The organism is Methylorubrum sp. SL192, assembly GCF_026672325.1.
GTDB classification, from domain to species: domain Bacteria; phylum Pseudomonadota; class Alphaproteobacteria; order Rhizobiales; family Beijerinckiaceae; genus Methylobacterium; species Methylobacterium extorquens.
Genome location: NZ_JAPPQV010000003.1, coordinates 3,120,576 through 3,139,077, shown reverse-complemented (window position 1 = coordinate 3,139,077; position 18,502 = coordinate 3,120,576). Strand labels below are relative to the sequence as shown.

Annotated in this window: 16 protein-coding genes; 11 read left to right on the top strand and 5 right to left on the bottom strand. The window is 69.8% G+C overall.

All coding sequences use genetic code 11. From position 1 onward, the window contains the following. Positions 1-2 precede the first annotated feature (2 nt). Positions 3-920: an alpha/beta fold hydrolase gene (locus OVA30_RS15570; protein WP_268176001.1), complete on the bottom strand. Its 918-nt coding sequence runs from the start codon at positions 918-920 to the stop codon at positions 3-5. Between the two features lie 314 nt (positions 921-1,234). On the opposite strand from OVA30_RS15570, the gene OVA30_RS15565 reads away from it, so the two are divergent. Next, positions 1,235-3,337 (top strand): putative bifunctional diguanylate cyclase/phosphodiesterase, encoded by a 2,103-nt coding sequence (locus OVA30_RS15565; RefSeq protein ID WP_268176000.1) that lies wholly within the window; start codon positions 1,235-1,237, stop codon positions 3,335-3,337. Positions 3,338-3,515: 178 nt separating this feature from the next. Here the strand turns inward: OVA30_RS15565 and arsB are convergent, their stop codons facing one another. Genes arsB through OVA30_RS15550 form a run of 3 tightly spaced genes read right to left on the bottom strand, consistent with a single transcriptional unit; the run spans position 3,516 to position 5,391 of the window. Next, complete coding sequence (arsB, locus tag OVA30_RS15560; protein WP_268175999.1) at positions 3,516-4,592, bottom strand: ACR3 family arsenite efflux transporter; 1,077 nt, start codon at positions 4,590-4,592, stop codon at positions 3,516-3,518. A 9-nt stretch (positions 4,593-4,601) separates the two neighbouring features. Further along, on the bottom strand, positions 4,602-5,039 hold the full coding sequence (gene arsC, locus OVA30_RS15555; protein ID WP_268175998.1) for an arsenate reductase (glutaredoxin): 438 nt from the start codon (positions 5,037-5,039) through the stop codon (positions 4,602-4,604). Further along, a complete protein-coding gene (locus tag OVA30_RS15550; protein WP_015824050.1) occupies positions 5,032-5,391 on the bottom strand; it encodes an ArsR/SmtB family transcription factor in 360 nt (119 codons plus the stop codon). The genes arsC and OVA30_RS15550 overlap by 8 nt, the downstream gene beginning before the upstream one ends. A gap of 50 nt (positions 5,392-5,441) precedes the next feature. On the opposite strand from OVA30_RS15550, the gene arsH reads away from it, so the two are divergent. The 10 genes from arsH to OVA30_RS15500 all read left to right on the top strand — a co-directional run bounded on the left by arsH (position 5,442) and on the right by OVA30_RS15500 (position 18,046). Then, entirely contained in the window at positions 5,442-6,209 is a 768-nt protein-coding gene (arsH, locus tag OVA30_RS15545; RefSeq protein WP_268175997.1) for an arsenical resistance protein ArsH, read from the top strand. A gap of 167 nt (positions 6,210-6,376) precedes the next feature. Beyond that, positions 6,377-6,553, top strand: a complete 177-nt coding sequence (locus OVA30_RS15540; protein WP_003607421.1) for a DUF1328 domain-containing protein — start codon at positions 6,377-6,379, stop codon at positions 6,551-6,553. 90 nt (positions 6,554-6,643) lie between these two features. Continuing rightward, a complete protein-coding gene (locus OVA30_RS15535) occupies positions 6,644-8,653 on the top strand; it encodes a pseudouridine synthase (protein WP_268175996.1) in 2,010 nt (669 codons plus the stop codon). Positions 8,654-8,665: 12 nt separating this feature from the next. Further along, positions 8,666-9,220: a 16S rRNA (guanine(966)-N(2))-methyltransferase RsmD gene (gene rsmD / locus OVA30_RS15530; RefSeq protein ID WP_268175995.1), complete on the top strand. Its 555-nt coding sequence runs from the start codon at positions 8,666-8,668 to the stop codon at positions 9,218-9,220. 72 nt (positions 9,221-9,292) lie between these two features. After that, on the top strand, positions 9,293-10,222 hold the full coding sequence (locus tag OVA30_RS15525; RefSeq protein ID WP_268175994.1) for an aldo/keto reductase: 930 nt from the start codon (positions 9,293-9,295) through the stop codon (positions 10,220-10,222). After that, positions 10,212-10,949, top strand: a complete 738-nt coding sequence (locus tag OVA30_RS15520) for an NADPH-dependent F420 reductase (RefSeq protein WP_268175993.1) — start codon at positions 10,212-10,214, stop codon at positions 10,947-10,949. The genes OVA30_RS15525 and OVA30_RS15520 overlap by 11 nt, the downstream gene beginning before the upstream one ends. Continuing rightward, a complete protein-coding gene (locus tag OVA30_RS15515) occupies positions 10,946-12,322 on the top strand; it encodes an NTP/NDP exchange transporter (protein WP_015952098.1) in 1,377 nt (458 codons plus the stop codon). The genes OVA30_RS15520 and OVA30_RS15515 overlap by 4 nt, the downstream gene beginning before the upstream one ends. Positions 12,323-12,634: 312 nt before the next feature. Further along, positions 12,635-15,865 (top strand): efflux RND transporter permease subunit, encoded by a 3,231-nt coding sequence (locus OVA30_RS15510; protein ID WP_056153080.1) that lies wholly within the window; start codon positions 12,635-12,637, stop codon positions 15,863-15,865. Next, complete coding sequence (locus OVA30_RS15505; RefSeq protein WP_076642365.1) at positions 15,858-17,174, top strand: efflux RND transporter periplasmic adaptor subunit; 1,317 nt, start codon at positions 15,858-15,860, stop codon at positions 17,172-17,174. Before OVA30_RS15510 ends, OVA30_RS15505 begins: the two co-directional genes overlap by 8 nt. Before the next feature lie 272 nt (positions 17,175-17,446). Further along, entirely contained in the window at positions 17,447-18,046 is a 600-nt protein-coding gene (locus OVA30_RS15500) for a cysteine hydrolase family protein (RefSeq protein ID WP_015824041.1), read from the top strand. Between the two features lie 5 nt (positions 18,047-18,051). On the opposite strand, the gene OVA30_RS15495 is transcribed toward OVA30_RS15500, so the two are convergent. Further along, the gene (locus tag OVA30_RS15495; RefSeq protein WP_268175992.1) at positions 18,052-18,279 is read right to left on the bottom strand and encodes a hypothetical protein; all 228 of its coding nucleotides are present in this window, start codon (positions 18,277-18,279) and stop codon (positions 18,052-18,054) included. Between the last annotated feature and the right edge of the window lie 223 nt (positions 18,280-18,502).

Here is an 18,502-nt window from a genome sequence, read left to right as displayed (position 1 = left end):
AATCACGCCGCCAGGAAAGCCTGCAACGCTCGCAAAGTCGGCTCCGGCGCCTCCTCGGCCATGAAGTGGCCGGAGGCGATGCGGGCACCCTGCGCCTGGGGCGCAAAGGTCCGTTGCCAGGCCGCCAGCGCGGTCTCGGGCTTGTCCCGGTCGAGATAGGCCTCGCTCGCAAGCACGAGCACCGGCATCGGCAGGGTCCGGCCCGCGGCGAGGTCGGCGCGGTCGGCGGCGCGGTCGGGCCCGTCGGCGCCGCCGGCCCGGTAATCCTCGCACATCGCATGGATGCGCTCGGGCACGCTCCAGGCCTGCCGGTAGAGGGTGAGCGCACGGGCGTCGAAGGCGGTCAGATCGTGGCGCGCGGTCCAGTCGCGCAGCAGCCCCTCGAAATAGCCGTCCGGATCGCGGCGGATCGCCGTCTCCGGTTCCGGGGCGGGACGCGACAGGAACGGCCAGTGCGGGTTCGCCTCGGGGTTCGCCTCGATGCGGGCCCACTGCACGTCGGTCGGCACGATGTCGAGCAGCGCGAGTCGCTCGATCCGGCCGGGTTCGTCGAGGGCGAGCCGGTAGCCGATGCGGGCGCCGCGATCATGGCCGGCCAGCGCGAAGCGGATATGGCCGAGCCGCTCCATCACCGCGACGATCTCCGCCCCGAGTCGCCGCTTGGCGTAGGCGTTCTCCCCACTCCCCGAATCCGGCGCGGCCGACCAGCCGTAGCCTTTCAGGTCGAGGGCGATGACGCGGTGCGTCTGGGCGAGCGCCGACGCCAGCCGGTGCCACATCGCGTGGCTCTGCGGAAAGCCGTGCAGAAGCAGGAGCGGCGGCGCCGCTTCGGGACCGCCCGCCCGGCCGAACCAGCGGCCCGCCGGCCCCTCGATCCAGAGCGGCGCGAAGCCGGGAAACAGGTCGTCGCCCTCTGCCATCCGCCGTCCTTCCCACGCCACCGCTTCCGTATCGCGGATAACTGCTCGGTGGGGCGAAGGCTCCGGCGTACCCGACCCGACGGCCGTTTGGGGCCCTGAGATTGCGATGATGCAACCTTGCGGAATTTTCTAAGGTCTTTGCAATCCAGGCGACAGTCATGGGGCCCTTCTGCACTTGGAGTCCACTTGAAGCTCACTTGAGTCTCACTTGGGCCAACACGGAAAGGGTAAAATTTAGGCGAAATGTCCAAGACGCGGGCATGAGGAAATATTCACTTTTAGGCGTAAAAGTCCGGCTCGTCCGCGGTGATCTCATGCCCCTGAACGACCTCGAAGAACTCGCGCGAATCGCCTTCGACTGGCTCTGGGCCACCGATGCCGAGGATCGATTCAGCTACGTCTCCTCAGGCGCCGAGCGTGTGCTGGGCCGCTCTCCGGCGGAGCTGATCGGGCTCACGCGGTCGGCCCTGGTCTGCGAGGGGGAGGGTGAGAGCCTTGCCGTCTACCGCGAGACGATCACCGCCCGCCGCCCGTTCCGCGACCTGACCTACGTCTACCGCCATCCCGACGGCACGCCGCGCTGGTTCGAGATCAGCGGCCGCCCGCATTTGTCGCCCGAGGGCGATTTCCTGGGCTATCACGGCGTCGGCAGCGACGTCACCGAGCAGCACCGGACCCGGTGCGCCCTGGTCGAGGCGCACGCCGAACTCAGCGAGCAGAACCGGCGCTTCGACGCGGCCCTGGAGAACATGACGCACGGCCTGTGCATGTTCGATGCGGAGCAGCGGCTCCTGGTGTGGAACCGGCGCTACCTGGGGATCTTCGGCCTGCCCGACGACGCGGTCCATGTCGGCATGGGCCAGCGCGCCATCATCGAGATGCTGGTGGCGCGCGGGTGCTACAAGCGCGGCGCCACGGTCGATGCGATCAGCGAGGGCACCCGCACCTCGCTCAGCGGAGACGGGTCGAAATCGGTTCTGCGCGAACTCGCCGACGGGCGGGTCATCGCCGTGATCCACCGGCCCATGGCCGATGGCGGCGGCTGGGTGGCGACCTTCGAGGACATCACCGAGCGGCGGCGCAACGAGGCGCGCATCATCCACATGGCCCGCCACGACGGGCTCACCGACCTGCCGAACCGCACCCACCTGCGCGAGGTCGGCGCCGAATGGCTCGCGGCGTTGCGCACCGCCGCGGAGGCGCCGCTCGCGGTGCTCTGCCTCGACCTCGACCGGTTCAAGCCGGTCAACGACAGCTTCGGCCACGCGGTGGGCGATGCCCTGCTGCGGGCGGTGGCCGATCGGCTGCGCGGGCACGTGCGCAGCCACGATGTTGTGGCCCGGCTCGGCGGCGACGAATTCGCGGTGCTCTCCCGCGTCGAGGATGCGGCCGCGGCCGCGGCCCTGGCCGAGCGCCTGATCGAGACCGTGGCCGCGCCCTACACCCTCGACGGAATCACCGTCGAGATCGGGATGAGCGCCGGCATCGCCCTGGCCGAGGGCGACGTCCCGCACGACATCGAGCGCCTCCTCAAGGAGGCTGACCTCGCCCTCTACGAGGCGAAGACCGAGGGGCGCGGCACCGTCCGCCTGTTCGAGCCGCAGATGGACGAGACCCTGCGCGAGCGGCTCGGCCTCGAACGCGAGCTGCGCGAGGCGCTCACGCTGGACCGCTTCGAACTGCATTATCAGCCGCTCGTGGACCTGTCCGACAACCGCATCACCGGCATGGAGGCGCTGATCCGCTGGCACCATCCCGAGCGCGGGCTCGTGAGCCCGGCGGTGTTTATCCCGCTCGCCGAGGAGACCGGCCTGATCGTGCCGATCGGCGAATGGGTGCTGCGCCAAGCCTGCCGGGACGCGGTGGACTGGCCGGGCGAAATCAGCGTGGCCGTCAACGTCTCGCCGCTGCAGCTGCGCCACCGCGGCTTCATCCAGAGCGTGCTCGGCGCGCTCGCGGCCAGCGGCCTCAAGGCGAGCCGGCTCGAACTGGAGATCACCGAGAACGTGCTGCTCGACGACACCGAGGCGAACCTCGAAACGCTCCACACCCTGCGCAAGCTCGGCGTGCGCATCTCCATGGACGATTTCGGAACCGGCTATTCCTCGATCAGCTACCTGCGCCGCTTCCCCTTCGACAAGATCAAGATCGACCGTTCCTTCGTGCGCGACTGCGCCGCCCAGTCGGAGGCTGGCGCGATCATCCGCGCCATCGTGAGCCTGGGGGCGAGCCTCGGCATCACCACCTTGGTCGAAGGCGTCGAGACCGAGCCGCAGCTCGCCACGATCCGGGCCGAGGGGGCGCAGGAGGTGCAGGGTTACCTGTTCAGCCCGCCCCGCCCGGTCCACGAGATCGCCGTCCTGCTCGAAGCCGGGACCACGGCCGAGGGCCGGCCCGGGCGGACGCTGGCGGCCTGACGGATCTTTTCGCGAGCTTTCGAGCGCCCGGGGGACGGGCTCCGGGCGCCTTTACGCGTTGCAGCACCCCCTGCCCTACAGGGTTCGAAATACGATCGGCTCGATCGTGTGAGGGGCTGCTGAGTTGTGATGAGCCGCTTACACGGCCCAGACGGGGGCCGCGATCAGACGAGCGCGGCTACCCGACTCGGGTCTCGCGGGAAACGGATTGCAGCGCCGTTCCTCGTGCTGACGCACCGCGCTCGTACCAGCCCTTCGAGCGGTTCACGATCCACACGACCGAGAGCATGACCGGCACCTCGATGAGGACGCCGACCACGGTGGCGAGCGCCGCGCCCGAGTTGAAGCCGAACAGGCTGATGGCGGCCGCCACCGCGAGCTCGAAGAAGTTCGAGGCGCCGATCAACGCCGAGGGGCCGGCGACGCAGTGCTGTTCGCCCGCAGCGCGGTTGAGCAGGTAGGCCAGCCCCGCGTTCAGGTAGACCTGGATGAGGATGGGAACCGCGAGCAGACCGATGACCGCCGGCTGGGCCAGGATCTGCTCGCCCTGGAAGCCGAACAGCAGCACCAGGGTGGCCAGCAGCGCCACCAGCGAGACCGGACCGAGCCGGCCGAGCAGACGGTCGAGGGCGGCTTGGCCGCCGGATGCCAGCAGAATTCGGCGGACCGCCTGCGCGATCACGACGGGGATGACGATGTAGAGCACCACCGACAGCACCAGCGTTCCCCAGGGCACGGTGATGGCCGACAGGCCGAGCAGAAGGCCGACGAGGGGCGCGAACGCCACCACCATGATGGTGTCGTTGAGCGCCACTTGGCTCAGCGTGAAGTGCGGCTCGCCGCGGGTCAGGTTCGACCACACGAACACCATCGCCGTGCAGGGCGCAGCGGCCAGGATGATGAGCCCGGCGATGTAGCTGTCGATCTGCTCCGCGGGCAGGTAGGGTCGGAACAGGGTGCCGATGAACAGCCAGCCCAGCGCCGCCATCGAGAACGGCTTCACCGCCCAGTTGATGAAGAGCGTCACGCCGATGCCGCGCCAGTGCCGCCCGACCTGACGCAGCGCGACGAAGTCGATCTTGAGCAGCATGGGGATGACCATGAGCCAGATCAGCACCGCCACCGGCAGGTTCACCTTGGCGACTTCGGCGGCGCCGACAGCGTGGAAGACGCCGGGCATGACGTGGCCGAGCGCGATGCCGGCCACGATGCACAGGGCCACCCAGAGGGTGAGGAAGCGTTCGAACAGGGACATCGGGCTTCCTCAGGCGGCGCTGACGCGACGACCGTGCTCGTCCACCACGCGCTCGCCGTCCTCCTTCACGAACGCGCCCCGCTGGGCCGGCAGAAGGTCGAGCACCGCCTCGGACGGCCTGCACAAGCGTACGCCCTTCGGGCTCGCCACGAGCGGGCGGTTGAGGAGGGCCGGGTGGGCCTCGATCGCGTCGAGGAGCTGCGCGTCGGTAAACGCCGGATCGGCCAGGTTGAGCTCGGCATAGGGTGTTCCCTTGTCCCGCAGCGCATCACGGACCGAGAGGCCAGCGCGGGCGAGCATCCGAGTGATGAGCGCCCGGCTCGGCGGAGTCTTCAGGTACTCGACCACGTGCGGCTCGATGCCGGCGTTGCGGATCATGGCCAGGGTGTTGCGGGACGTGCCGCAGGCAGGGTTGTGGTAGATGACGATGTCGAACGCCTCAGGCATGGGCGGTGTCTCCGGTGGGGCAGTCGCAGGCGGACAGGGCGGCGACGGCCGGGGCGCAGACCTCCGGCCGACCCTGGCAGCAATCGCGCATCAGAAAGGCGATCAGGGCGGACAGGCCAGCGTATGCGGCGCTGTAGATGACCGACTTGCCCTCGCGGCGGAACGTGATCAGCCCAGCATGCGAGAGCTCCTTCAAGTGGAAGGACAGGTTGGTGCTGGCGACCCCGACCTCGGCCGCCAGCGCCCCGGCGGCGAGGCCGTCGGGCCCGGCGATGACGAGCGCGCGCACGACACGGAGGCGGTGCTCCTGGCCGAGTGCGGCGAAGGCGGCGAGGGCTTGCCGTTCGTCCATGTCTGGTCCATCAATTCAACGTTTGTTGAAACGTATGGAAAGATTGCTGCGTGGACAAGCCCCATCAGCCGTTCGCCGACGGGTTGCCGAACCTCTCCGAGGCGCATGTCGAACTGCCCACTACCGAGCGAGTGCAGGCGTCGACGCCGCTCGCGCACGCGCCGCGCTTCCTGATCCTCTACGGTTCGCTGCGAGAGCGGTCCTTCAGCCGGTTCCTGGCCTACGAGGCGGCCCGGCTGCTGGAGGCGATGGGCGGTGAGGTGCGGATCTTCCATGCGCACGGCCTGCCGCTCCCCGACGACGCGACGGCCGACCACCCGAAGGTGCGGGAGCTCCGCGAACTCTCGGTCTGGTCCGAGGGGCAGGTCTGGGTGAGCCCCGAGCGGCACGGCAACCTGACCGGGGTGATGAAAAGCCAGATCGATTGGCTGCCGCTGAGCGAGGGCTCGGTCCGCCCGACGCAGGGGCGCACGCTTGCGGTGATGCAGGTGTCGGGCGGTTCGCAGAGCTTCAATGCGGTGAACAGCCTGCGGGTGCTCGGGCGCTGGATGCGGATGATCACCATCCCGAACCAGTCCTCGGTGCCGATGGCCTACAAGGAGTTCGACGAGGCCGGCCGCATGAAGCCGGGGCCGCTCTACGACCGGGTCGTGGACGTGTGCGAGGAGCTGATGAAGTTCACGCTCCTGACCCGCGGACGGGCCGATTACCTCGTCGACCGCTACTCCGAGCGCAAGGAGCGTGAGCCCGACCGGCTCAAGGCGGTCGCCGCCGATGTGGGCTTTGTCCGGGCGCCATCCTCCGAGCGGGCATCGTAGGCCGGCCGAACGCGGCGGGGCCGGGCGCTTCCCGGAACGCTTCGCTCCCGGCAACCGTTTTCAGCGCCATCGACGGAACGATTCCGGCAGCTTGGCAATTTCTCAGCCAGGACAGACTTCGAAAGACACTGCAAGACATCGTCCGAGACGGACGTCAGGAGGATACCATGATCGGTTGGGCTGTTACCTTTCTCGTCGTCGCTCTGATCGCTGCGCTGCTCGGCTTCGGCGGCATCGCCGGCACCGCCGTGGAAGCGGCCAAGATCGTGTTCTTCGTCGCGATCGCGCTGTTCCTGATCTCGGCGGTGATGGGCGCGGTGCGCGGTCGTTCGCCGCGACTGTGACCGACTTGAACCGCACGGTTCGATGAAAGGGCGGCCCTCGCGGGCCGCCTTTTCCTTTTGTGCAACCCGCTGCTCTGATAAGGGGCGCGGATGACCGACATTCCAGACCCCTCCCCGGCCGTGCCCGCGGACCAACCCGCCGCGCCCGAGGGCGAGCGCATCGCCAAGGCCATCGCCCGCGCCGGCATCGCTTCCCGCCGCGACGCGGAGGCCCTGATCGAGGCCGGCCGCGTCACCCTCAACGGCAAGGTTCTGACCTCGCCGGCGATCAACGTCACCGATTCCGATCGCATCACGGTGGACGACGAGCCCCTGCCCGCCCGCGAGCGGACCCGGCTGTGGCTGCTGCACAAGCCGCGCGGCGTCGTCACCACCGCCCGCGACCCGGAGGGCCGCCCGACGGTGTTCGACGGCCTGCCCGAAGAGCTGCCGCGGGTCGTCGCCATCGGCCGGCTCGACATCAACACCGAAGGGCTGCTGCTCCTCACCAATGACGGGGGGCTGGCCAAGGTGATCGCCCATCCCGATACCGGCTGGCTGCGCCGCTACCGGGTGCGCGCCTTCGGCGACGTGACCCAGCCCGATCTCGACAAGCTCAAGAAGGGCCTGACCGTCGACGGCATGGAGTACGGCCCGATCGAGGCGACCCTCGACCGGGCGCAGGGCGACAACGTCTGGCTGACGCTCGGCCTGCGCGAGGGCAAGAACCGCGAGGTCAAGCGCATCCTGGAGCATCTCGGCCTGTCGGTGAACCGGCTGATCCGGCTCTCGTTCGGACCGTTCCAGCTCGGCGACCTCGAAGTCGGCCTCGTCGAGGAGATCCGCACCAGGGTTCTGAAGGACCAGCTCGGAAAGAACCTCGCCGAGCAGGCCGGCGTCGATTTCGAGAGCCCGGTGCGCGAGACGATCGCCCCCTTCGGCAGCCCGAAGAAGGCCACCCGCGCCGCGCAGGCGGCGCCCGCAGGACGGGGCCGTCAAGGCGCGCGCGACGAGGGCGCCTCGGAGGCCCGCTCGGGGTCTCGCGGCGGCTCGGCCGGCCGTCCGCCGCGCGATCCCGCCCGCCCTGCCGCCCCCCGCGCCGGTGCGCGCCCGGCCCCGCGTCCCCCTTCCCCGACCGTGTGGCGCGCCGACGAGGAGACGCGGCCTCGCGCCTCGAAGGTGCCGCGCCGGGGCATGGACCCCAAGACCGCCCGCGCGGCGGCGGCCGAGCGCGGCCGCGAGCGGGTCGGCGCGATCCAGGCGGCCGGCGAGCGCCGGGTGCTGGTGGAGCGGCTTCAGCCCTCGCCCGAGAAGCCCGCACCCGAGCCGCATCGCCGGGTCCGCTTCCGCAACGAGGAGGAGCGGTCCGCGCCCCGCGACAGGGCGCGCGAAGACAGGCCGCGCCAGGATCGGCCAGGTCAAGATCGGCCGCGCGATGACAGGCCGCGCAGCGAGGGACCGCGCGAGAACCGCGCCCGCGACGAGCGGCCGGGCCGGGACGAGTTCCGCCACGGCGCACCCGCGGGCGATGCCCGTCCCCGCCGCCGCGAGGCCGGGGAGGCCGCACCGGCCGAGCGGCGCGGGCCGCCCCGCGAGCGCCCGTCCGATTTCGAGGGGCGTCCGCCGCGTGAGCGGAGCGAGGGCCGGCCTCAGCGTGACTTCCATGGTGACTCCCGTGAGCGCGGCGAGGGTGCACCCCGCCGCGAGCGGCCGAGCGAAGGGCGCCCGCCCGAGCGTCGCGGCCCCCCGCGCGACCGGCCCCGTGCCGCCGAAGGCGAGCGGCCGGCCCGCCCTCCGCGCGGCGCCGAGGCGTCCGATCGTCCCGCCTTCCGCAAGGGCCCCGGCAAGGGGCCCGGTGGTGGTGCAGGCAAGAGCTTCGGCGGCAAGCCCGGCTTCAAGGGCGGTGACCGCGACGGCGCCAGGGGCGATTTCAAGGGCGGCGCGAAAGGTGGCCCGCGGGGCGACTTCAAGCCCGGTGGTGGCGGCCGGCCCGGTGGGCGCCCGAGCGGACGTCCCGGCGGCAAGCCCGGCGGTGCCCCTGGGGGACGTCCCGGTGGTGGCGGCAAGCCGGGACCGCGCGGGGGCGGACGTCCGAGCCGTCCGCCGCGCGGCGAGGGCTAAGGGGCTTCGCGCGTGCGGATCGTCGGCGGCGAATGGCGCGGGCGCAGGCTGGTCGGACCGAAGGCGGAGGGCATCCGCCCGACCTCCGACCGCCTGCGCGAGGCCCTGTTCAACGTGCTCGCCCACGCCTACGACGACGCGGTTGAGGATGCGGTGGTGCTCGACCTGTTCGCGGGTACCGGCGCCCTCGGCTTCGAGGCGCTGTCCCGCGGCGCGGCCCGCGCGCTCTTCGTGGACGAGGGGCGCCAGGCCGGCACCCTGATCCGCGCCGCGATCGCCGCCCTTGGCTGCGAGGACCGCGCCCGGCTGATCCCGCGCGACGCGACCCGGCTCGGACCTGCCCTGGACCGGCCCGCGACGCTGGTCTTCTGCGATCCGCCCTACCGGAAGAACCTTGCACCCGCGGCCCTCGCGGCGGCGGCCGGGGGCGGTTGGCTCAGCCGCGGCGCGCTGGTCCTCGTCGAGGAGGCCGCCGAGGCCGGCCCGGTCCTGCCACCGGGTTTCGAGGAACGGGAGCGGCGCAGCTACGGCGAGACCATGGTGACCTTCGGTCGCTTTGCGGGTTGAGCCCTTCGCCCGCGCCGTGAGGTCGCCCTATCTCGCTCGGGCCACGCCCGTCCGCGAGAGGAGCCCGCCTCCATGCCGCCCGTCCCGCCGCTTTCCCGCCGAACCCTGTTGCAGGGCGCGGCCCTCACCGCCGGAGCGGGCTTCGCGCCGGCCCTGCTGCGCCCGGCCCGCGCCGCCGACGCCCTGATCACCCGGCCGATCCCCTCTTCCGGTGAGCGATTGCCGGCCATGGGCATCGGCACCTCGCGCCGCTACGAGGTGGCGCCGACGCCCGAGGCGACCGCGCCCTTGCGCGAGGCGGTCGAGCGCTTCGTCGCGCTCGGCGGCCGGGTGATCGACACCGCCCCGAGCTACGGCACCGCGGAGGACGTGCTCGGCCTGATCCTCGACGGCCTGCGCGAAAAGATCTTTCTCGCCACCAAGGTCGCCGCCCGCGGCCGGGAGGCGGCCCAGGCCGAGACCGAGCGCTCGTTCCAGCGCCTGCGCACGGACAAGATCGATCTCATCGCCGTGCACAACCTCGTCGACACGGAAGTGAACCTCGCGGTCCTGCGCACGCTCAAGGAGAAGGGCCGCATCCGTTATGTCGGCGTCACGGTCTGGCGCGACGAGCAGTTCCCCGAGCTTGAAACGGTGATGAAGCGGGAGAAGCTCGACTTCGTGCAGGTGAACTACGCCCTCGACAGCCGGGCGGCGGCCGAACGCGTCCTGCCGCTGGCGGTTGAGCGCGGCGTGGCGGTGATGGTCAACGTGCCCTTCGGCCGCGACCGCCTGTTCAAGGCCGTGAAGGACAAGCCCCTGCCCGCCTTCGCCGCCGAATTTGGCTGCAAGAGCTGGGCGCAGTTCTTCCTCAAATACGTGCTCGCCAACGAGGCCGTGACTTGCCCGATCCCGGGCATGGCCAAGGCGAGTTACGTCGAGGACAACCTCGCCGCCGCGACCGGGCGGCTGCCGGACGCCGCCGAGCGGCGCAAGATGGAGGCCTTCATCGATGCGGTCTGACTGTTTTGGGATTTCTTCCGTTCGGCGTGGGGTACTGGCTCTGCTGGCCGGCACGCTTCTGCTCCCCGCCCTGCCCGCTCTCGCTCAATCGGAAAATCCCAAAAGAATCGGGATCATCGGGGCGGGCAATATCGGCGGCACGCTCGGCCGTCTCTGGATCAAGGCGGGCTACGAGGTGTTCTTCGCCTCCCGCCACCCCGAGGAGCTGAAGCCGCTCGTCGAGGAACTCGGGCCCAAGGCGCGGGCCGGCACCCCGGCGGAGGCGATCGCCTTCGGCAACGCCGTGCTGATCGCAGTGCCCTACAAGGCCTATCCGGACTTGGGGCGTGAGAACGCCGCGGCGCTGAAGAACAAGGTCGTGATCGATGCCGGCAACGCGGTGAAGGCCCGCGACGGGGCCGTCGCCGACGAGGTCGAGCGCGACGGCATCGGTGCGGTCTCGGCCAAGTATCTGGCCGGCGCCCATGTGGTGCGCGCCTTCAATGCGGCCAACTACAAGATCTTCCAGAAGAATGCCGGCCGGCCCGAGCCGCGCATGGCGGTGCCGATCGCCGGCAACGACCCGAAGGCGCTGGAGACCGCCCGCACCCTGGTCTCGGATGCCGGCTTCGACCCCGTCGTGGTCGGCGAACTGAAGGCGGCCGATACCTTCGCCATGGGCTCGCCCGGCTTCGGGCACGACCTCTCGGCGCCGGAGCTGAAGCAGAAGCTCGGGGTGAAGCCTTGAGCGAGGCCCCGGCCTCTTCGTCGGGCTTTTCGCTCTCTGACCGCCTCGCCCGCCTCGTCGATGTGAGGCCGGGCGAGGGCCCGGCGCTGGCTTGGTCTTGGGCCTACATCTTCGCGCTGCTCGCGAGCTACTACGTGCTGCGCCCGATCCGCGACCAGATGGGCGTGGCGGGCGGCCTGGAAAACCTGCCCTGGCTGTTCCTGGCGACGCTGATCGGCATGCTGGCGCTGAACCTGCCCTTCGCCTGGCTGGTCAAGCGCCTGCCGCGGGCGCGCTTCGTGCCCCTCACCTACCGCTTCTTCATCCTCAACATCCTGATTTTTTCCGCCCTGATCGCGCTTACGGACGGTGAAACCGCGGTCTGGGTGGGCCGAGCCTTCTTCGTCTGGCTCTCGATCTTCAACCTGTTCGTGGTCTCGATCTTCTGGGCCACGGTGGTGGACGTGTTCTCGACGGAACAGGGCAAGCGCCTGTTCGGGTTCATCGCGGCGGGCGCGACGCTCGGCGCGATCTGCGGCTCGGCGGTGACGGCGACGCTGGCGCGCGACGTGCCGACCTGGGCGCTGCTCATCGCTGCCGCCGTGCTCCTGGAGGCGGCGGTCTTCGCCATGCGCGGCCTCGCCCGCCTGATCGGGCGCCTCCACGAGGTGCCGGAGGATTCGCGGGCGGGCGAGGTGATCGGCGGCGACATCTGGGCCGGCATCCGGCGCACCGTCGCTTCGCCCTACCTCCTGAACATCGCGCTGTTTCTGGCGCTGTTCTCGATCACCGCGACCTTCCTGTATTTCGAGCAGGCGGCGGTGGCCAAGAACAACTTCCCCAGCCGGGGGGCGCAGACGGCCTTCTTCGCCAATGTCGATCTCGCCGTGAACGCCCTGACGCTCGGCGTGCAGCTCTTCCTCACCGGGCGCATCACGCGCTGGCTCGGGGTCGGCGTGACGCTGGCGCTGCTGCCGGCGGCGAGCATCGTGGGATTTGCCGCGCTGGCACTCTCGCCGAGCGTCGCCTCGGTGGTGGTGATCTACGTGCTGCGCCGGGCCGGCAACTTCGCCATCGCCCGGCCGGTGCGCGAGGTGCTGTTCACGGTGGTGCCGCGCGAGGACCGCTACAAGGCGAAAAGCTTCATCGACACGGTGGTCTACCGCCTCGGCGATCAGGTCGGCGCGTGGTCCCATGCGGGGCTGGCCGCGCTCGGTTTCGGCGGCCACGCCGCGGCGGTGGTGGCGGTGCCGCTCTCGGCCGCATGGCTCCTCAACGCGCTCTGGCTCGGCCGGGCGCAGGCGCGGCGGCAAGACACGGCACAGCAAGAGGCGGCACAGCTGGCGGCACAAGCAGACGACAATCCGGCGCCATCGCCACCGCGCCCGGCCTGAGGTCAATTGTTGCAAAAGTTGTTTTCAGTTTAACCCTGTCGCTTCGGGCGGATGCGGTGCACCTCGACAACGGGGACAGGCGGCGATGCGGCATCGCAGCGCGCGCATGTTGTCGGCGACAATCGGACATAGAACAGAAACAGTCGCCGTGCGGTATTCGTGGGATCATCCCGCGCCATGGCTCGGGCCAAGGCTTCGTGCCTCTCACAAAATTCCCGTCGGCATGGCCAGGCTAAGGGCCGTCGGCGACCGGGCGTTTCGTGAGGCACTCTGACCGGACATCCACCGGAGATCCAACTTCACCGGAGATTCATGGGACTCGTCCAGTACGCCCTCAAGTTCCGCATCACGACCTATGTCCTCGCGGTGCTGATGATGCTCGGCGGCGTCAGCGCCATCGTCGTCACCCCCAAGGACGTGCTGCCGGCGGTCGATATCCCCGTCGTCGTCGTGGTCTGGACCTATACGGGCCTGTCCGCGCCGGAGATGGAGAAGCGGATTACGACCTATTCCGAGTTCGGAATCTCCAACAACGTCAACAACATCGCCCGAATGGAATCGACGAGCCTGCAGGGCACGTCGGTGATGAAGATCTACTTCGACCAGAGCGTCAGCATCGATCTGGCCATCGCCCAGGTCGTCTCCTCCACGAACTCGATCCGCGCGCTGATGCCGCCGGGCGTGCAGCCGCCCGTCATCGTGCGCTTCTCCGCCTCGTCGGTGCCCGTGATCCAGCTCGCGCTGACCTCGGCCAAGGACAGCCTCAACAAGGTCTACGACTACGCCCAGTACCGCATCCGCCAGCGCCTGACCCAGGTGCCGGGCTCGACCCTGCCCTCCCCCTTCGGCGGCGCCCCGCGCCAGGTCATGGTCGATCTCGACCTGCACGCGCTCCAGGCGCTCGGGATGACGCCGCTGGAGGTCACCAACGCGGTGACCTCGCAGAACCTGACGATCCCCTCGGGCCTCGCCAAGATCGGCGAGCAGCAATACCCGGTGCAGATGAACGCGACGCCGGATGCGATCGCGGCGTTGAACGAGATCCCGATCAAGGTGGTCAACGGCCAGCCGGTGCTGGTGCGCGACGTGGCCTATGTCCGCGACGGCGGCCCGCCGCAGGTCAACGTGGTGCGGGCCGACGGCGCCGCCTCGGTGCTGATGCGGGTCTTGAAGAACGGCACCGCCTCGACGCTCGATGTCGTCAACAACGTCAAGGCGGCACTCCCCGACATCCGCGCGGCGGCCCCCGAGGGCATGGAGATCAAGCCGCTCTTCGACCAGTCGGTCTTCGTCTCGAACGCGATCGAGGGCGTGTGGCACGAAGCCGTCATCGCCGCCGCGCTGACGGGTCTGACCATCCTGCTGTTCCTCGGCTCGTGGCGCTCGACCTTGATCGTGCTCGTCTCGATCCCGCTCTGCCTGATGACCTCGCTAGCCCTGCTCGCCGCCCTCGGTCACACCATCAACGTGATGACGCTCGGCGGGCTGGCGCTCGCGGTCGGCATCCTCGTCGACGACGTGACGGTGGCGATCGAGAACACCTACCGCCTGTTCGAGGAGGGCAAGCCCTTCCGCAACGCCGTGGTCGAGGGTGCCGCGGGCATCGCTAAGCCGGCGCTGATCTCGACGCTGTCGATCTGCGCCGCCTTCGTCTCGGTCTTCGCGCTCACCGACACGCCGAAGTATCTGTTCACGCCGCAGGCGCTCGCGGTCGTGTTCGCGATGCTGACCTCCTACCTCCTCACCCGCACGCTCGTGCCGGTGATGATCGACGTGCTGGTGGCGCGCGAATACCTGCAGCACCACGGCGGCGAAGCGGACGCCCCGCGCCGCGGGCGGATCGAGCGGGCGCTTGTCTGGCTGCTCTCCCCCGTCTTCCGGCTGGCCGGCGCCTTCCGCCGCGGTTTCGAGGCGCGGTTCGACCGGTTCCACCGCGGCTATGTCGGGCTGCTCCACGCCGTTCTACGCCACCCGGTCGCGACGGTGACCGGCGTCGTCCTGCTGTTTGCCGGCACCGGCGGGCTCTTCGTCTTCACGGGGCAGGACTACTTCCCGCAGGTCGAATCGAGCCAGATGACGATGCACCTGCGCACCCGGCCGGGGATGCGCATCGAGACCGCCGAGCAGACCTTCGCCGAGGTCGAGAAGGTGGTGCGCGAGGTGATCCCCGAGGATGAGATCGACCAGATCCTCGACAATATCGGCCTGCCCTCGAACAACTATAACTTCGCCTTCTCCGACGGCTCCTTCGTCTCCTACAACGACGGGCAGATGCTCATCGACCTGAAGGACGAGCACGGCCCGGTCGCCGAGTACCAGCGCCGCCTGCGCGAGATTCTGCGCGAGCGCTTCCCCGACATGATCGTCTACTTCCAGCCCTCCGACATCATCACGCAGATCCTCAATTTCGGTGTGATCGCGCAGATCGACGTGCAGGTCTCGGGCCGCAACACGGTGAAGGATCTAGCCGCCGCCCGGCGCATCGAGGCGCGGCTGAAGGAGACGCCCGGCCTCGTCGACGTGCACCTGCACCAGATCGTCGATCAGCCGCAATTCTTCGTCGATGTCGACCGGCGGCTGGCCTCCGAACTCGGCCTGACCCAGCAGCAGGTGGCGCAAAGCCTCAACGTGTCGCTGTCGGGCTCCTTCCAGGTGAACCCGAACTTCTGGACCGACCCGAAGACCGGCATCCCCTACCAGCTCTGGGTCCAGACGCCAGAATACCGCAACGCCTCGCTCACCGCCCTGCAGAACACCCCGCTCTTTGCCCGCGCCAATGCCGGTAGCGGGCCCGGCGCGCTGACGCTGCTGTCGAGCATCGCCACGATCACCCGCCAGCCGACGCAGACGGTGATCAACCACGTCAACACGCAGCCGACCTTCAACGTCTACGCCGCGGTGCAGGACCGCGACCTCGGCGCGGTCGCCCGGGATATCGATCGGATCGTCGCCGAGGAGCAGAAGACGCTGCCGGCGCCCGACAAGATTAGCGTGCGCGGGCAGATCGAGAACATGCGCGCCGCCTTCTTCCGGCTCGGCATCGGGCTCGGCATCGCGGTCGTCGCCGTCTACCTCCTGATGGCGGTGAATTATCAGAGCTGGGGCGACCCCTTCGTGGTGCTGGCCGCCCTGCCGGTCGCCTTCTGCGGCATCGTCGCGAGCCTGTTCATCACCGGCACCGCCTTCTCGATCCCCTCGCTATTCGGCGCGATCATGTCGGTGGGCATCGCCTCGGCCAACTCGATCCTGCTCGTCACCTTCGCCAAGGAACACCGGGAGGCGACGGGCTGTTCGGCCCGTGAGGCGGCCATCGTCGCGGGCGAGACGCGGCTGCGGCCGGTGCTGATGACCGCGAGCGCGATGTTCTTGGGGCTGGTGCCGATGGCGCTCGGCACCGGCGAGGGCGGCGAGCAGAACGCGGCGCTCGCCCGCGCGGTGATGGGCGGCATCGCGCTCGGCACGCCCTCGACCCTGCTGTTCGTGCCGTTCCTGTACAGCCTGCTGCGGCGGGGCGAGGCCAAGCCGCTCGAGGATTATGTCTGATGACGCCCGTCCGATCCGACCGGAGGATTCGCCCGTGACCGACGGCGAGGACAAGAAAATCCCGCCGCCGCCGGGCAAGGGCGGCTTCGTGTGGGCCGGGCTGATCGCGCTCGGCCTGCTGGCCTATGGCGGCTACGGCCACTGGCAGCGGGCGGCCCGGGCCGAGTCGACGCGGGCGCGGCAGATGGAGTTCGTGCCGAAAGTGCGCACCGAGGAGGCCAAGCGCCTCGACGGGCCGATCGAGCTGACCCTGCCGGGCCAGACCGAGCCCTTCGCCACCGCGCGGATCTATCCCCGCGCCACCGGCTACATCGCCGAGCGCCATGTCGATCTCGGTTCGCGGGTGAAGAAGGGCGACGTGCTCCTGCGCATCGCCGCCCCGGATCTCGACCAGCAACTCGCGCAAGCCGAGGCGCAGCTCGGGCAGCTCGAGGCCCAGCTCCTGCGGGCCCGGGCCATGGTCGATCAGGCCAAGGCCAACACGAACCTCGCCCAGGCCACCAACTCGCGTACCTCGACGCTCGCCGGCCAGGGCTGGGCCTCGAAGCAGAACGCCGACAACACCCAGGCCGGCGTGCTGGCGCAGCAGGCGAACCTCGCCTCGGCGGAGGCCGACGTGAAGGTGGCACAGGCCAACATCAAGGCGCAGCAGGCGACCGTCGGGCGGCTCAAGGCGCTGACCGGCTTCGAGATCGTCACCGCCCCCTTCGACGGGGTGATCACCACCCGCAACGTCGATGTCGGCGACCTCGTCCAGGCCGATGCCGGCTCCGGCTCGCCGCTCCTGTCGATGGACCGGGACGACGTGCTGCGCATCTCGGTCAACGTGCCGCAGAACGCGGCGGTGGGCGTGCAGCCGGGCATCGCGGCCCAGATCAAGGTGCCGCAGATGCCCGACCGCAGCTTCGCCGGCGTGGTCGAGCGCAGCTCGGTGGCTTTGCTCGCCTCCTCGCGCACCCTGACGACGCAGGTCGACGTGCCGAACCCCGACCTCACCCTGCGGCCGGGCCTCTACGTCTACGTAACCCTGGCGATCCCCCGCACCGGCGGCGCCACGGTAGCGGTGCCGGCCGAGGCGCTGGTGTTCAACCAGTCCGGCACCCGCGTGGCGGTGGCCGGCGAGGACGACCGCGTGCGTTGGGTCGAGGTCCATGTCGCCCGCGACAAGGGCACGGTGGTCGAGGTGGACAAGGGGCTCTCGGGCGGCGAGCGCCTCGTGCTGAGCCCCCCGGCCGATCTCAAGGACGGCGGCCGCATCGCCCCCCAGGCGCCGAAATCGGACAAGCCGATGCAAGCCGCGCAGCGCTAAAACTTTCGCGCAGCGCTAAAACTTTCGCGCAGCGCTGATCCCATCCTCGTCCTCATCCTGAGGTGCCGGAGCGAAGCGGAGGCCTCGAAGGATCCTCCAGCAATCGCGCGATCGCTGGAGGATCCTTCGAGGCCCGCTGGCGCGGGCGCCTCAGGATGAGGGGTAGGTGGGATCGGTGGCCTTCCACCCGTTGGACCTTTCAGCAGGTTGCGCGGGCGGCCCCACTCGGCTCACATCCCGCCCGGAAACGCATCCCACGAGAAGGACCAGCCATGACCGACCTCAAAACGCTTCGCAGCCTGTCCGGCCTGCCGCCGGAGCCCGCTTCCCTGTCGGGCTCAGGCTTGGTGATGATCGACCTGCAGAACACCTACCGCGAGGGCGTGATGCGCCTGGAGGGCGTCGAGCCGGCGATCCGAGAGGCGCAGGCGCTGCTGGAACGGGCGCGCAACGCCGGGATCCCGGTCTTCCATGTGCGCCACGATGCCGGGCCTGGCTCGCCCTACGACCTCACCGCCGCCATCGGCCAGATCAGCGACGAGGTCGCCCCGCGGGAGGGGGAGCCCGTCATCACCAAGGCCTATCCGAGTTCCTTCGTCGGCACCGACCTGCAGGCGCAACTGGAGGCCGCCGGCGTCAAGGATGTGATCCTGGCCGGCTTCATGACGCATATGTGCGTGAATTCGACCGCGCGCAGCGCCTTCAACCTCGGCTTCCGCCCGACCGTGGTGGCCTCGGCCACCGCCACCCGCGCCCTGCCGGGCCCGGACGGTGCGACCGTACCGGCGGCCGCGGTGCAGGCCGCAAGCCTTGCGGCGCTCGGCGACCTGTTCGCGGTGGTGGCCCCGGATGCGGCGGCGATCCGGGGGTAGGGCGATCAGGCCGCGCGGGCGCGGGGCGGCGCGGACTCGTCCGTCGGCTGCTGCCCGAACACACGCTGGTAGAGCGCGGCGGGGCTGTGGCTGCGGCCTTCCGAATCGACGATGCGCACGTCGCTCATGCCGGAGGTCGTCAACGACAGGCCCTGCTCCAGGGCGCTCAGCAGGGAGCCGTGCTGCCAGGAATAGACGCGCGAAGCGGTGCCGGCGCTGACGGTGAAGCTCACGAGGCGACATTCCCAATGTTAAGACCGGCTGGCGACACCGGCGCCGGATCTGATGAAAGAAGAGGCAGCCCCGATCGGGGTTCCTAAAACTTGAGCTTTAATAGTGGCTCTTGGTTGACGAAGTCTTTGCGGAACCTGCCCCTTTCGGTGGCGGAACCGCGGGCGCCCGATGGCGGTATGATGGCAGCGGCGCCATTCGCGCCTTGCAGGGTGCCCGCCCGGT